Raw genomic sequence first — 14404 nt, forward strand, 5'->3', positions numbered from 1 at the left:
GCTCCCCTCTCTGCTGCTGGTATATATGACCCAAGAGTTACTTCTGCCGGCCGGCAAAGACCACCACTACCTTGTCATCCCCCTTCTCCCGTACGAAGGCGTAGGGTGCATCCGAGAGTTTCTGGTGACTGCCTGCCGCAATGGCCGGATGGGCGGCGCGGAACTGGCCCAGTTGCTGCCAGTGCTTGACCAGCTCAGCCTTGTCTCCGCTGGCCAGCTCCTGCCAGTTCATGTCCGAGCGCAACGCCTGATCGAACACCCCGCCATCCTTGGCCAGCCCGCGGCCGGACTCGTCGCCGTAGTAGAGCTGGATGCCGCCCGGCAGCAGCATAAAGCTGTTGGCGACCCGGCGCTGTAGCGGCACATCCTGATAGTCGCCAAAGAACAGCTTGGTGTCGTGGGAGCTGATGTAGCTCAACACGTTGAACTCGGGATCCTGATTGATGCGGCTGGCGTAGCTGGCATAGGTAGGCTCGGCACTGGCCATGCACTGGGCCTGTGACAGGGCGAACTCGCGCTGATAGTCGAAGTTGATCAGGGAATCGAAGCCGTTCTGATACCAGAAATCCTTGGCTACCCCGTGATCCCACACCTCGCCCACCATGTAGAAGGGCAGATCGTCGAGGGCCTTGCCCGGGTTGGCAGCCTTCCACTCCTTGAGTGCTGCACTGCCCGCCTGCTTGAGCTTGGCCCACACTTCGGGCTCCAGATGTTTGACGGTGTCGGCGCGGAAGCCGTCGATGCCAAAGCGGCGCACCCAGTCGGTGTGCCAGGCGATCAGGTAGTCACTTACGGTGGCGTTGGGTAGCTCCTTGGCGAGGGTGTCTTTTTTCGCGGCCAGCAATGGCGGCAGCCCTACCGGTTTGGCCGATTCGGTCAGAAAGTCCGGCAGCCCCGCCACCGAGCCGGTGACATCGTCGGTGCCGGGCTGCGGGTAGCCGGGCAGACCGGCGCGTACCCAGTCACCACTCCACCACTTGTTCCACGCGGGTGATTGATAGTCGATGAACTGGTTGTAACCATGCCAGTTGAGGCCACCGTTCGGACGCCACTGGTTCCAGACGGTCGGCAGTTTGCCGCTGTTTTGGGTTAGCTCGGTGAGACCCAGATCCTGCAGATCGGCGAGGGTGGCGTAACCGGCGTGGTTCATCACCACGTCGAGGATGATCCGCATGCCGCGCTTGTGGGCCTCATCCACCAGGGTTTTCAGACTCTCTTCATCGCCGTAGTTGGGGTCAATCTTGGTGAAGTCGAGCGCCCAGTAGCCGTGGTAGGCGTAGAAAGGGAAGTTGCCCTGCTCGCCACCGCCGATAAAGCCGTGCACCTGCTCCACCATGGGGGTGATCCAGATGGCGTTCATGCCGAGGCTCTTGATGTAGTCGAGCTTCTCGGTCAGCCCCTTGAAGTCACCGCCGTGCCAGGTGGCCACCTCGTCCTGACCATCCTTCTGGCGGCCGAAGCTGTGGTCGTTGGCGGGGTCACCATTGTGGAAGCGATCGGTCAGCAGAAAATAGACGCTCGCCTGATCCCAGCTGAATAGTGCTGGCTTGGCTGCCTTGACCGGCTCGAGCAGCAGCAGGCCGCCGCTCTCTTTGCTCGGGGTCAGGGTCAGCTTGCCCTGTTTGACCACTGCCTCCTGTTTTGAGTAGGCATCCCTCAGTCGGGTGCCGTCGGGCCAGACCCCTTTCAGGGATACAGTGATAGGGCCGCCATCCCAGCTGATGCAGGGCTCTTGTGGTGGCTGGCGCTTGAACTCGCTCTTCTTGGTCGCCCGCAGCACCTTGAGGCTGGGGGTATCCGGGTTGAAGGTGAACTGATACTCCCCGGCCAGCATCACCCGCAGGGTAAAGCTCTGATCCTTGCTGCATTTGTCCATGGGCTGGGCGGTGCCGAAGGGGAGCGGCTTGTTCTCGCTCGGGCCAAAGCTGGTACCGCAACTGTTGTCTGCGTCGCTGATGCGGATCAGATGGCTCCCCTTGGCAAGGGGATGGGTCAGCTCCACCGTGCCCTTGTCCAGCGCGATCGGGGTCGCGACCGGTTGACCATCCACATAGAGGCGAACCTCGGGGGCGGCCATCGCCTGTTGGATGAACAGAGGGGCGGCCAGCAGGGCAAGCCAGAGAGGGGATAAGTGATGAGCACGACGCATAAGCCATTCCTTGAGCAGGGCAGTTCGGACAAGGGCTCATTCTAGGAGCAGCAAAGCGCGCCTTGGATCGGCAAAATGCCGATTTGTGACATCAGTTCAAATGGTTACGTTTTCAAGCCGAGGAAAGTGTGACGGAGAGGAGAGGGACGCTCTGTCGATAAAAATAGCGGCCATAAAAAAATGCCGGTCAGGTGACCGGCATTTTGTGTGTCAGGCATCGTCGTCACATCAGACGGTGAAGAACTTGAAGTTGACGAAGGCCACCGCGATGAAGGAAGCCACCATGCCGCTGATGCAGAGCACCGCCGGGCGGATGGCTGGCCAGCGATGGGTCAGCAGAATGATGGCCAGCAGGGTCGGGTAGAGCCCGAACATGTAGCGTGGCATGGCGTTGAGGCCGGTCATCAGCGGGATGGTGCAGCAGATGAACATCAGGGTCGCTTCCGCCCAGCGCTTCTGGCTGAACAGGTAACCGTTCAGGCACCAGCCGAAGATCACCATGATGGAGAGGTAAGCCTTGCGGCCGCCCAGCTCGAAACCGCTCAGCCACCAGTCCAGCGGGCTGTCCATGTAGCGACCCCACGCCACCTGAATGTGCTTGAAGGCAAAGGCATCGCCGGTCAGATGATAGAGGTAGACCATGTAGGCGAACAGGCCAAACGGGATCATCCAGAGGGTGAACACCACCTTGAAGGCGCGCTCGGTAAAGCGGAAAAATTCCCGCCAGCCGTAAGCTTGCAGCGCCAGGATCAGCACCGGGAAGACCATCATCACCCCCAGGTTGCGGGTGGCGGAGATACAGACCCCCAGCACGGCCACCATCAGCCACTGCTCCCGATAGGCGAACAGGAACATCCCCAGCATCAGCGCCATAAAGGTCGACTCGGTATAGCCGGAGACGAAGTAGGCGGAGAAGGGGGAGAAGGCGAGCAGCCAGACGCCGAAGCGGGCGGTATCGTCCCCCAGCTTGAGCTGACGCAACACCAGCAGCATCAGCGGCAGGCTGGCGAAGAAGGAGATATTGGTAACAATGATGAGGCCGATCAGGCTCTCGACATTGAACAGGTTGGAGATGGCACCGGAGACCATCGGATAGAGCGGCATAAAGGCCCAGTTGGCCGCATTGCCCTTGCTCAGCCAGCGCGGGTAGAGATCGTAGCCATTTTCGATGATGCGCTGGAACCAGACGCAGTCGAACTGACAATAGGCCTGCAGCGGGCCGATGTCGGGGGAGCCATAGAGCTGGACACCGAAGTAGCCCATGCCATACAGCGCCACCCGGCTCAGCATGAAGGCGGCGATGATCATCAGCCAGTCACGACCGCTGATGCGCAGTGACGGGCGATACGGGAGTGCAGCCCCGGTTAGCGGGGCAGTATTGGTCATATCATTCATCAGGCAAAAACCCAGACGCGAGAGAGAACGTAAGTGAGGACGGTAACGGTCAGGGTGGCGATGACCACCGGCAGCAGACCGGAGAGCCCCGCAAACAGCAGGCCGCTCAGGATCAGGTTACGCACCGCCAGCGAGAAGAGGGCGACCAGCAGAAACTTGCTGGCGGCTCCCTGCTTCTGGAAGGTAATGTAGCGGTGACCAAAGAAGGAGAACCAGAACGCGATGGCAAAAGCCAGCGTGGTAACCAGGTGCTCCGAGATGGTGGGCCAGGTATGAAACAGTGCGATGGAGGTGCCAAGGTCGACGAGAGTAGCCCCCCCGCCGACAAAACCGAAACGTACCAGCCGCCAGAATTCCTCGCGGGAGATCATTGAGGCGCCTGCTCCTGCTGCTCTTGCGGGTTGCTCTCAGCGCTCTGCGGTTTGCCCGCATCCTGCTTGGCATACTGGCCATAGACCCCTTCAATGAGGTAGACCGGGCGCTGTTTCACTTCCACGAACATGCGGCCGATGTACTCGCCGATGATGCCGAGTGACAACAGCTGGATACCGCCGAGGAACAGCACCACGGACATCAGGGAGGCGTAACCGGGCACGTCGATGCCGAAGAAGATCACCTGGGTGATGATTTTCAGGATATAGAGGAAGGCCACCAGCGAGACGCTGACACCCACATAGCTCCAGACCCGCAGCGGCCAGCTGGAGAAGCTGAGCAGACCGTCGAGGGCGAAGTTCCACAGTTTCCAGTAGTTGAACTTGGTTTCACCGGCGTGACGGGCCGGGCGCTCGTAGGGGACGCCAACGGCACGGAAACCGGCCCAGGCAAACAGCCCCTTCATGAAGCGGTTGCGCTCCGGCAGCAGCTTGATCGCCTCGACCACGCGACGGTCGATCAGGCGGAAGTCACCGGCGTTCTCCGGCAGCTTGGTGCTGGTGGAGAGGGCGTTGAAGAAGCGGTAGAAGCCACCGGCAGTCAGGCGCTTCATCGGGGTATCGGCGCTGCGATCGACGCGGATGCCGTAGACGGTGTCATAGTCACCGGTCTGCCACAGTTTGACGAACTCCAGGATCAGGGCGGGCGGGTCTTGCAGATCCACGTCCATCGGCACGATGGCATCCCCTTTGGCCTGATGCAGACCGGCGGTCAGGGCCGCTTCTTTACCGAAGTTGCGTGCCAGGTTGACCAGGGTCACGCGCGGGTCACGGGCGATGGCCTGCTCGACCACTTCACGGGTGCGGTCACGGCTGCCATCGTTGACGAATACAATTTCAAGCTGGTCTTTCAGCGGGGCCAGTTCGTTGTCTATCGCGTTGATGAAGGCATCGATGCTCTCTTCCTCGTTGTAAACGGGAACGACCAGAGAGAGTCGAAAATCTGGATGCGACATAAGAACGTCCTTATTTGGGATAGTTGTTTTTATAAAATGGTATTCGGGGCAAGGATCACTGGGCTACGGTCAAACGTACCGACTGCACATTGATGGGAGTTGGTGCCGAGAGCGCCAGAAAATTGGGGCGCTTGGGATCTGCCGTGAGCGAGTCACCGGGCAGATTGAGGCGGATTTCGTTGATGCCCGCTTTGGCCAGTTTCACAGTGGTAGTGAAGTCGTGACCCAGCGCTACTTTCAACAGGGCGCCGGCTTCCGGGCTGTTGATGCGGGCCTGTACGGTAAGCTGATCCGGATTGGCCGCCTGCTTGGGCAGCACAAAGTAGAGACCGCCCTGACCGCTGAGCAGGGTACCTTCATCGCTCGGCTTCTTGGCCCAGCCTTCGCTGGAGAGGAAGCGGCTCGGCTTGGTCAGATTGAGCTCGTTACCCGGCTGATAGGTCATGCTGGAGTTGTGTTCCCAGAAGCGGGTTTTGCCTTCCAGATAATAGAGTTTGTAGGCCAGGCTCACGTTGGGGTGAGCAGCCAGATAGAGGGTGTAAAGATAAAAACCGCTTAACGCCAGAATGGCAGTCAAAAAACCGAACTTTTTGTACGTCATATCACTCTCTATGCCTGACAGAATGGGTAGGCCGATGTCGCGCATATGCTAATCCAATTGCAAAAAAAGCATAGTGGATCACAAAAAAATATTTGGTCACATATTAACCCCTTTTTACCCCTGTTCCAAACGTTGCTGTTTCCCGGTTAAACAGGCCTGGCGGGGCACAGGTTGCCAGTGGCGCTCCGGCAGGGCATTTGGCAAATAGAAGCGCTTTGCTGCGTCATTTTCTAGCGGATGCGATAGTCATCTGGCCTCTATCGCCATTTTGCAGGGGGCGATTTATGATGACTCACTTATTCGTCAAGGATGACATATGAAGTGGATCTCTTGCTGTCTGCTGCTTGGATTATGGGCGCCAATGGCATTGGCCAGGGCCCTGTGTCCCGAGCCTATACAGGTCGGTTACGATAACTGGCCCCCCTACCATTATTACGAAGCCGACTCACCGCAAGAGGTGCGCGGTTATGCCGCCGAGGTGCTGACGGCTGTGCTCACTTCCATGCACTGCAAGGTCAACTATGTGGAGCTGCCCTGGAAGCGGGTACTGCACGAGATGGAGCATGGCGAGATAGACATGGCGATGGAGGCGAATATCAATGATGAGCGCGCTCGTTATGCCTGGTTTTCCGACTCCTACAATCCGGGTCGCACCTTGCTGTGGGTCCGCAAGGGCAGCCACTATCCCGAACAGGATCTGACGAGCTGGCTGGCCAGTGGTTACTCCCTCGGCGTTACCAAAGAGTACTTCTATGGTGATGAAGTGATGTCGCTGCTCGCTCGCTATGCCAAACAGGTGAGTGCGGTGAGCGACCAGCAAAATTATGAGAAGCTGGCCCGCGGGCGGATCGACGGTTTTCTCGGTGACATGCTGGCTACCCCCAGCGCCCTCAACAAGGAGGGGATGAGCGGTCTGTTCACCAGCCACCCCATGGTGGTATCTGAATCGCCAAGCTTCTTTATGTTGGGCAAGCGCAGCTTTTCGCCGCAGTTCTTGCAACAATTCAATCAGGCGTTGGCGCGGTTCAAGGAGACAGATGCGTATGACATTATCTGGCAGCGTTATGCCCCCGGGCGCTAGCAAAGTATTGGCCGTTCACGCATCATGAGCGGCCTGAGCATCGGGTCTGCTTGTCAGGCCCGACAGAGTGAACAAACCGTTTTGAGGTACCCATGGGGATGAAGTATTGGCTGGCCCTTGCCAATCTGGTGTGGCTGGGATGTTTGCCCGCTGGCGCGGTACATGCGACCGAAGCACAAGTCGTGGTGGCGGCCAGTGAAACCGGACACGACTGGTATCAGGGCAGTCAGGCCGAACAGGCCCGTGTCGAGCTGGAGCAGCAGTTGCAAGAGGCTGTGCTAGCCCAGCTGCACCCCGATTTTTTCACGCTGTGGAAGCGTCTGCAGGCCGCCCCTGCAGACAAGCGTGGTGCCATATATGACGACATTTTTACCAAGCTGAGTCGTTTCCAGCACGCCTGGCGGGGGATGGATCTGGTCTCGCGCGAGCAGATGAAGACCCTCAAGCTCGATTTGAACCGCCCTGTGGTGACCCAGCCCAGCGATGATGACCTACTCACCCAGGTGAAATCCCTGCGCCCTCAGGTGGCGGAATACGAGGCGGTGCGGGCCAAAGTGCACAAACTGCTGGCAATGCCGATGGCCAGCAAGTGGCCGACCCTCGATATGCCGACCCTGCGTGCCGGAGAGAGCTCCGCCGAGCTCGGCCAAATCCGCGCCATGCTCAACGAGCTGGGCGACAGCGCCCCGAGCCATGGTGATCAGATTTACGATGGTGATACCGAGCAGGCCATCAAACAGTTCCAGCGTCGTCACGGTCTCACCGCGGACGGCATTATCGGTCGTCAGACCCGCTCCTGGCTCAATACCGGCCCGCAAGTGCGCGCCAGCCTGCTGCTGCGCAACCTGTGGCGTCGCGATCTGGTGGATCAGCTCGCCGGTGGCCGCTACGTGCTGGTCAATATTCCCGACTACCGTCTGAGCGTGGTGGAGTCCGGCAACGAGGTGTTTACCAGCCGGGTCATCGTCGGCAAGGAGCAGCGGGCCACCCCCATTCTGGCCAGCGAAATTCGCTCCATCGTGCTCAACCCCTCCTGGCATGTGCCGCGCTCGATCCTGAGCAAGGACATCCTGCCCAAGCTGGGTCGGGATCCCGCGTACCTGAGTCGCGAGCAGTTCGAGGTGATCGACAGCGAGGGTAATCCGGTCCAGTTCACCGAAGAGGGGTGGCATCAGGCGCTGGCCGCCGGTTTCCCCTATCGCCTGCGGCAAAAGCCGGGTGATCACAATGCCCTGGGGCGCTACAAGTTCTACCTGCCCAACAATGACGCCATCTATCTGCACTCCACCCCGCGCAAGGCGCTGTTCGAGCAGGGGGCGCGCGCCTTCAGTTCGGGCTGCATCAGGGTGGAACATGCGGACGATCTAGCCGAACTGTTGCTGGCAGATTCCCGCTATCAGCCGGACAAGGTGGCCAATATCCTCAAGGAGAGCCAGACCAAATGGTTGCCGCTCACCACGCCGATCCCGGTCTTTACCGTCTACTGGAGCAGCTGGATCGACGAAAATGGTCGCCAGCAACTGCGTAACGACATCTACGGATTTGATCGGGTCAGCTTCCAGAGCCGCCTGCTGTGATCCCTGCCACAGAGTGAAAAGCCCGGCCTGTGCCGGGCTTTTCTATGGGCGATTGAGGTTTGACAGGGCCCCCCGCCGGAGGGTAGTTTCAAGCGCCTGTATCACATTCAATCAGTGATCTTATTCAACTATTTTCGCTTGAATCTGCGATGGACGAACCCCTTATGCTGGAACAAGAGATAAGTCGACGTCGCCTGTTGCTGGGAGCCGGTTGCCTGCTGGGCAGCTCGCTGATCTCCTTCCCTGCTCTGGCCAGCCGCAGTACCACCGGGCGTGAACTCAGTTTCTTCAATCTCAATACTGGCGAGCGGGTGCGCGCCAGCTATTGGGAAAACGGTCACTATCTGAGCGACGGGTTGGCCGAGCTCAACCACATCTTCCGCGATTACCGGCGCAACGAAGTGTTCAACATCGACAAGAAGCTGTTTGATCAGCTGTTTCTGTTGCAGCACAAGCTGGGTCGGCGCAGCGAAATTCAGCTGATCTCCGGCTATCGCGCCCCGGCCACAAATCGCCAAAAGCACCACAAGAGCCGCGGCGTGGCCAAGCACAGCTACCACACCCTGGGGCAGGCGGTGGATGTGCGGATCCCCGGCGTACAGCTGGCCCATCTGCGCAAGGCGGCGCTCCAGCTCAAGGTGGGGGGGGTCGGTTACTATCCCCGTGATAACTTCGTTCACCTCGATACCGGCCCGGTGCGCAGCTGGTAAAGGGGTTGGCAAACTGCCAAGCTCTTCCCACCAGAGAGGAGATAGCGATGAAAAAGATAGTGATTGGCGGCCTGATCGCCCTGTTGTTGACCGGTTGCAGCAAGCTCAACCGTGAAAATTACGACCAGTTGAAGATGGGGATGAGTTACGCCGAGGCCAGCACCATTCTGGGCAAGGCGGAGCGTTGTGATGATGCCTTGGGCACTACCAGCTGCCTCTGGGGCGGGGAAGGGAAGAACATCAAGATCCGCTTTATCGCCGACAAGGCGACCTTCTTCAGCTCGGAAGGGATTAACTGAGTCGCAGACCGTCCATGAAAAAAGCGCCGCTCGGGCGCTTTTTTGTTGCTCGCAATCCAACCCGCCTCGCCAGAAGCTGGCGTACTCAGTGGGTCGCGTACTGGTAGTTGAAGGTGGGCAGACCCCACTTGAAGCGTACCGCCAGCAGCCGCAGTACAAAGCCGATCCCGATGGAACCGAACGCGGCCCAGTTGGTCGGCAAGCCCTGATCCAGCGCCAGACAGTAGAGGGCTGCGGTGATCAGCGAAATGGCTGCATAGAGCTCGCGACGAAATACCAGTGGAATGCGCTGGCAGAGCAGATCCCGCAGCACCCCGCCAAAGACCCCGGTCACTACCGCCATGATGCAGGCAATACCGGCGCCGTGGCCCATATCCAGCGCTCGGGCCGCACCGAAGATGGAGAAGACCACCAGTCCCAGGGCATCGAGGGCCATGAACAGCTTGCCGAGGTAGCGCATCAGGGGGGCGGAGACCACACCCGCCATCGCAGCTGCCGCAACCAGCAGCACATATTCCGGATGTTCAATCCAGAGCAGCGGATAGTGGCCGAGCAGCACATCGCGGATGGTGCCACCACCGATGGCCGTCGCCGAGGCGATGATCACCACACCAAACAGATCCATCCGTCGCCGACCCGCGGCCAGCGCGCCGGTCATCCCTTCGGCCACCAGGCCAACCAAGAAGAGTGCATGTAACATGAGATATCCCAGGGAACGAGAAAGGCGAGAATCCTACCAACTCGTGTTATACGGGACAAGCTATCGAATGCATGCATTAATTTAATTCATGCTAAATGCGAAAAAGGCACCGTTTCGGGTGCCTTTTTCTAATCAATGTTCAAGGGTTAGCGCCCCAACTGCTCTTGCCGGTAGTGATCGACCCACATGGCGGTGGCACCACAGATGGCGACTGGCATCACGAAGAGGTTCACCACCGGAATGGCGGAGAAGAGGGTCACCAGAGCGCCGAAGCTGAGGCACTTGCCGCGGCGCTGCTTCAAGGCATCGCGCATGGTGATGAAGTCGATCTTGTGGTTGTCGAAGGGATAATCCACATACTGGATCGCCATCATCCAGGCGCTGAACAGGAACCAGAGCACCGGCGCCAGGGTCTGGCCCACCACAGGGATCAGGAACAGGATCAGGCAGCCGATGGCCTTGGGCAGGTAATACTTCAGCTTGGTCCATTCGCGGCCGAAGGTGCGTGGCACATCCTTGACGATATCCAGCATGCCGCTGTCATTGGCGGGCTGACCGGTGAGGATCTGCTCCACCTTCTCCGCCAGCAGGCCGTTGAAGGGGGCGGCTACCCAGTTGGCAACCGAGCTGAAGATAAAGGAGAAGACCACCAGTATGGTGATGAGGGCGATGGGCCACAGCAGGTAGTCCAGCCAGTCGAGCCAGGCGGGGATCTGCTGATGGAGCCATGCGAACAGGCCGTCCAGTTGCAGCAACAGGGCATAGAAGGCCCCGGCAAACAGCACGAAGTTGACCAGCAGGGGGATCAGCACAAAGGTGCGGATGCCCGGTTGGCGAATAAGGGAAAAACCGCGCAGAAAGTAGTCTGCACCGCTGATTGAATCTTTGACCATATGGGGTGATTGGCTCATGTGAGCTCCATCTATGCATGGGAGAACTGCCAGCATATTACAAACAAGCCTTTGATTTGGTAAAGTCGCCGACTATTCCTTATTTCGTGCCGTGGCGACCAAAAATCGGGCATGAATGGGGATGATGCCTGCATATTACAAACAAAGCCGGGTCTGGATTTGGTAAAGTCACCTGCCCGCATCCTCTTTATTTAGCCACTGATACAGGTCGCCATGCGTCTGAAACTGATCAAACTCGCCGGCTTCAAGTCGTTCGTCGAGCCGACCCGCATCGAACTGTCGGCAGACATGACCGCCGTGGTGGGCCCTAACGGCTGTGGCAAATCCAACGTCATCGACGCGGTGCGCTGGGTGCTGGGGGAGAGTTCCGCTCGCCATCTGCGCGGTGAGAACATGACCGATGTCATCTTCAACGGCTCTATCAATCGCAGTGCGCACGGGCGCGCCTCGGTCGAGCTGGTGTTCGACAATCCCCACAACCGGGTGCCCGGCGAGTTCGGTCGCTTTACCGAGATCTCGGTGCGCCGCGAAGTGCTGCGCGACGGCTCCAACCACTATCAGATCAACGGCCAGAAGTGCCGCCGCAAGGATGTGACCGACCTCTTCCTCGGCACCGGTCTTGGCCCCCGCAGCTACGCCATCATCGAACAGGGCACCGTCAGCCGACTGGTGGAGTCGCGTCCGGCCGATCTCAAGCTCTTTATGGAAGAGGCCGCCGGGGTCTCCCGCTACAAGGAGCGGCGCCGCGAGACCGAGCAGCGCATTCGCCACACTCAGGAAAATCTGGAGCGCCTCGGTGATATTCGTGGCGAGCTGGGTTCGCGCCTTGACCACCTCAAAGCCCAGGCCGAAACGGCCGAGCGCTACAAACAGCTCAAGAGTCGTTCGCGCGCAGCTCGCGCCGAGCTGATTGGCTCCGAGTTGTGGGCGCTGGAGACGCGCCTTGGCGATGCCAAAACCGAACTGGCGCAGGCCGAGCAGGCGCTGGCGGCGCTCGATGCAAAGCGCACCGCCGATGAGGGGCACCACGTCACCCTGTCGGTCGCCAGACAAGAGGCGCAAGCCGAGCAGGCGAGCCGTCAGCAACAGATTTTTCTCGGCGGGCAGGCCATCGCCCGTCTCGAGCAACAGCAACTGCACCAGAGTGAACTGGGGCGCGACTGGCAGGCCCGTGCAGAGGCGCTGGGCGAGCGGATCGCCACTCGCAAGGCGCAGCTGGCCAGCCAGCAGGATCAACTGACCGAAGGGGTATTGCGCGCCGAGCAGGAGAGCGCTCGGCTGGAGCAGTGTGAGCAGTTGCTCGCTGAGCAGCAGGAGGCCCGTCAGCACGCCAGCGAGCAGCTGGAGCAGGCCCGCCTGCGCCAGCAGCAGTGGCAACAACAGTTGGCCGGGTTGCAGGGCCAGCTGAACCAGACCCGTACCCGGTTGGGTGGCCTGCAGGAGCTGCAAGCCAAGACCCGGCTGGCCCGCCTCAAACTGGAAGATGAACGCGCGGGCCCCCTCGGCGCTGAGGCCGATGACCTGCAACCGGCCCTCGATGCCCTGAGTGGTGAGCTGGAGCTGACGCGGGCGGCCAATGGCGAGCTGACCGAGCAGCTGGCACAGGCGGTCGACGCCCATGAACAACTCAAGCAGCAGCATGGCCAGCAGTTGAGCCTGCAACGGGAGCTGGAGGCGCGGCTGGCGACCCTGGATCAGATCCTCGGGGAGCAGATGGAGGGTGCAACCCTGGCCGACCGGTTGCAGGTTGCCCCCGAGTGGGCACCGGCGCTCGACAAGGTGCTGGGTCGCTGGCTCACCGCAATGCCGGCGGACGAGTGCAATCTGGCGCAAGAGGGGCTCTGGATTGGCCCGGCGCAACCGGCGGTTGCCGGTACGCTGGCGGCGCAACTGGGCGGCGAGCACATTCCCGCCTTCCTCAACGCCATCTGGCTGGTGGAGAGCCGGGAGGCCGCATTGATCCGCCAGCCAAGCCTTGCGGCCGGTGAGTCGGTACTGACTCCTGCTGGCGACTGGCTGGGGCCAAACTGGGCCGATTTGGGACAGGGCGCGGCGCTCGGCACCATGGCGCTGCTGGGTGAGCGTGAGCGGTTGCATACCGAGCAGGAGAAGGTTGCCGCTGGGCTGGCACAGCTGAGCGAGCAACTTGTGGCTGCCGATGCCCGGCGTGCCCAGCTTGCCAGTGCGCAGGAGTTGTCGCAGCGAACCTTGCGCGAGCAAGAGCAGAAATGGCAACAACTGCGCGAAGCCTGGAGTCTGCAACAGGGTCAGCGGCAGGAGCGGTTGCAGCGGCTCGGTCAGCTCGGCGAAGAGCTGATCCGGCTCGATCAGGAGCAGGCCGAAGAGGCAGAGCGACTGGCCAGCGCCCGTGAACAACTGGAACTCGATGAGGCACTCCTTGCCGAGTTGCAGGTGCAGGGGGAGCCGCTGAAGCAAGGGTTGCAGCTCGCTCAGGAGCTGCTGACCCGCTGCGAGCGGGCGGTCGACGAGGCCCGTGCGCGCCGCGAGCAGCAACAAGCGGCCTGCCAGCGTTTGCAACTGGAGTTGGGCAATCTGCGCCAACTCATAACCCTGGGCGAAGAGGAGTTGGCGAGGCTTGGGCTGGAGCTGGCCGGGCTGAAAGGGCCGGATAGCGAGGCAGTGCCGGATCTGGCGCCCCTGCTGGCCGAGCAGCGCAATCTTGAGGCGCAGCAGCTCGCCTGCCATCAACGGCTTGCGGAGCTGGAGCGCCAGCTCGGTGAGCTGGAGCAGGCCAGAAGTGCCGATCACAAGCAGTTGGTGACGTTGCAAGAGAAGCTGGCAACCCTGCGTCTTGAGCGCGAACGCAACCTCACCCGTCGACAGGGGCTGCACGAGCAGTTTGAAGAGCTGGGGGTTCGACTGGTGGATCTCGATCAGGCGGTGTTGATCGCCGCTGATCGTGGCAAGCTGCGGCAGGAGATCCAGACTCTGGAGGCGCAAGTGGAGGCGCTCGGCGCCATCAACCTGGCGGCGCTGGAGGAGTACGAAGAGGCGAAAACCCGGGCAACCTATCTTGAAAATCAGTGCCAGGATCTCGAGCAAGCGCTGGAAACCTTGAGCCAAGCCATTAAAAGAATTGATAAAGAGACACAAATACGGTTCCGGGACACTTTCGATAAGGTCAACGAAGATTTAAAATCCCTGTTTCCGAAAGTGTTCGGTGGGGGCAGTGCCTGGCTTGAGCTTACCTCCGATGATCTTTTGGAGGCCGGAGTGAGCATCATGGCGAGACCTCCGGGTAAGAAGAATGCTACCATTGCCCTGCTTTCCGGGGGGGAGAAGGCGTTAACCGCGCTTGCGTTGGTTTTTGCCATCTTCAGACTCAACCCAGCACCTTTTTGTCTGCTGGATGAGGTGGATGCACCGCTCGATGAAGTGAACGTCGGTCGCTTCTGTTCTCTTGTCAAAGAGATGTCGAGCACAGTACAGTTCGTTTACATCAGTCATAATAAGGTCTCCATGGAGATGGCTGAGCAGCTGGTTGGCGTCACGATGCAAGAGCCCGGGGTTTCTCGCATTGTGTCGGTCGATATCGGTGAAGCCGTCGCTTTGGCTGAGCAAAACTAGAAAGAG

Annotated in this window: 12 protein-coding genes; 5 read left to right on the plus strand and 7 right to left on the minus strand. The window is 60.0% G+C overall.

Annotation, left to right across the window (positions count from 1 at the left end; all coding sequences use genetic code 11):
* Window positions 1-37 precede the first annotated feature (37 nt).
* The 5 genes from G5332_RS07250 to G5332_RS07270 all read right to left on the minus strand — a co-directional run bounded on the left by G5332_RS07250 (window position 38) and on the right by G5332_RS07270 (window position 5532).
* Window positions 38-2149: an alpha-amylase gene (locus G5332_RS07250; RefSeq protein ID WP_421172074.1), complete on the minus strand. Its 2112-nt coding sequence runs from the start codon at window positions 2147-2149 to the stop codon at window positions 38-40.
* Window positions 2150-2377: 228 nt separating this feature from the next.
* The gene (locus tag G5332_RS07255; protein ID WP_005338464.1) at window positions 2378-3544 is read right to left on the minus strand and encodes a hypothetical protein; all 1167 of its coding nucleotides are present in this window, start codon (window positions 3542-3544) and stop codon (window positions 2378-2380) included.
* Entirely contained in the window at window positions 3544-3915 is a 372-nt protein-coding gene (locus tag G5332_RS07260; RefSeq protein WP_005338463.1) for a GtrA family protein, read from the minus strand. The genes G5332_RS07255 and G5332_RS07260 overlap by 1 nt, the downstream gene beginning before the upstream one ends.
* Window positions 3912-4931 carry a glycosyltransferase family 2 protein gene (locus tag G5332_RS07265; RefSeq protein WP_421172073.1) on the minus strand — a complete coding sequence of 340 codons (1020 nt, stop codon included), beginning with the start codon at window positions 4929-4931 and terminating at the stop codon, window positions 3912-3914. The genes G5332_RS07260 and G5332_RS07265 overlap by 4 nt, the downstream gene beginning before the upstream one ends.
* Before the next feature lie 55 nt (window positions 4932-4986).
* A complete protein-coding gene (locus tag G5332_RS07270; RefSeq protein ID WP_159163101.1) occupies window positions 4987-5532 on the minus strand; it encodes a hypothetical protein in 546 nt (181 codons plus the stop codon).
* A gap of 316 nt (window positions 5533-5848) precedes the next feature.
* Between G5332_RS07270 and G5332_RS07275 the strand changes: the two genes are divergently transcribed.
* The 4 genes from G5332_RS07275 (at window position 5849) to G5332_RS07290 (ending at window position 9199) form a co-directional block, all read left to right on the plus strand.
* Complete coding sequence (locus G5332_RS07275) at window positions 5849-6613, plus strand: substrate-binding periplasmic protein (RefSeq protein ID WP_421249419.1); 765 nt, start codon at window positions 5849-5851, stop codon at window positions 6611-6613.
* Window positions 6614-6705: 92 nt separating this feature from the next.
* Window positions 6706-8190 carry a L,D-transpeptidase family protein gene (locus G5332_RS07280; RefSeq protein WP_005349849.1) on the plus strand — a complete coding sequence of 495 codons (1485 nt, stop codon included), beginning with the start codon at window positions 6706-6708 and terminating at the stop codon, window positions 8188-8190.
* Window positions 8191-8354: 164 nt separating this feature from the next.
* A complete protein-coding gene (locus tag G5332_RS07285; RefSeq protein ID WP_421249426.1) occupies window positions 8355-8900 on the plus strand; it encodes a DUF882 domain-containing protein in 546 nt (181 codons plus the stop codon).
* Window positions 8901-8947: 47 nt separating this feature from the next.
* On the plus strand, window positions 8948-9199 hold the full coding sequence (locus G5332_RS07290; RefSeq protein WP_005338457.1) for a lipoprotein: 252 nt from the start codon (window positions 8948-8950) through the stop codon (window positions 9197-9199).
* An 85-nt stretch (window positions 9200-9284) separates the two neighbouring features.
* On the opposite strand, the gene G5332_RS07295 is transcribed toward G5332_RS07290, so the two are convergent.
* Window positions 9285-9899: a trimeric intracellular cation channel family protein gene (locus tag G5332_RS07295; protein ID WP_005338456.1), complete on the minus strand. Its 615-nt coding sequence runs from the start codon at window positions 9897-9899 to the stop codon at window positions 9285-9287.
* A 146-nt stretch (window positions 9900-10045) separates the two neighbouring features.
* Complete coding sequence (gene cysZ, locus G5332_RS07300; protein ID WP_005338455.1) at window positions 10046-10810, minus strand: sulfate transporter CysZ; 765 nt, start codon at window positions 10808-10810, stop codon at window positions 10046-10048.
* Between the two features lie 213 nt (window positions 10811-11023).
* On the opposite strand from cysZ, the gene G5332_RS07305 reads away from it, so the two are divergent.
* Window positions 11024-14398 carry an AAA family ATPase gene (locus G5332_RS07305; RefSeq protein WP_227342136.1) on the plus strand — a complete coding sequence of 1125 codons (3375 nt, stop codon included), beginning with the start codon at window positions 11024-11026 and terminating at the stop codon, window positions 14396-14398.
* The last annotated feature ends 6 nt before the right edge of the window (window positions 14399-14404 follow it).

Origin of the sequence: Aeromonas sp. 603757, assembly GCF_049171255.1 — a bacterium.
GTDB lineage: Bacteria > Pseudomonadota > Gammaproteobacteria > Enterobacterales > Aeromonadaceae > Aeromonas > Aeromonas veronii_A.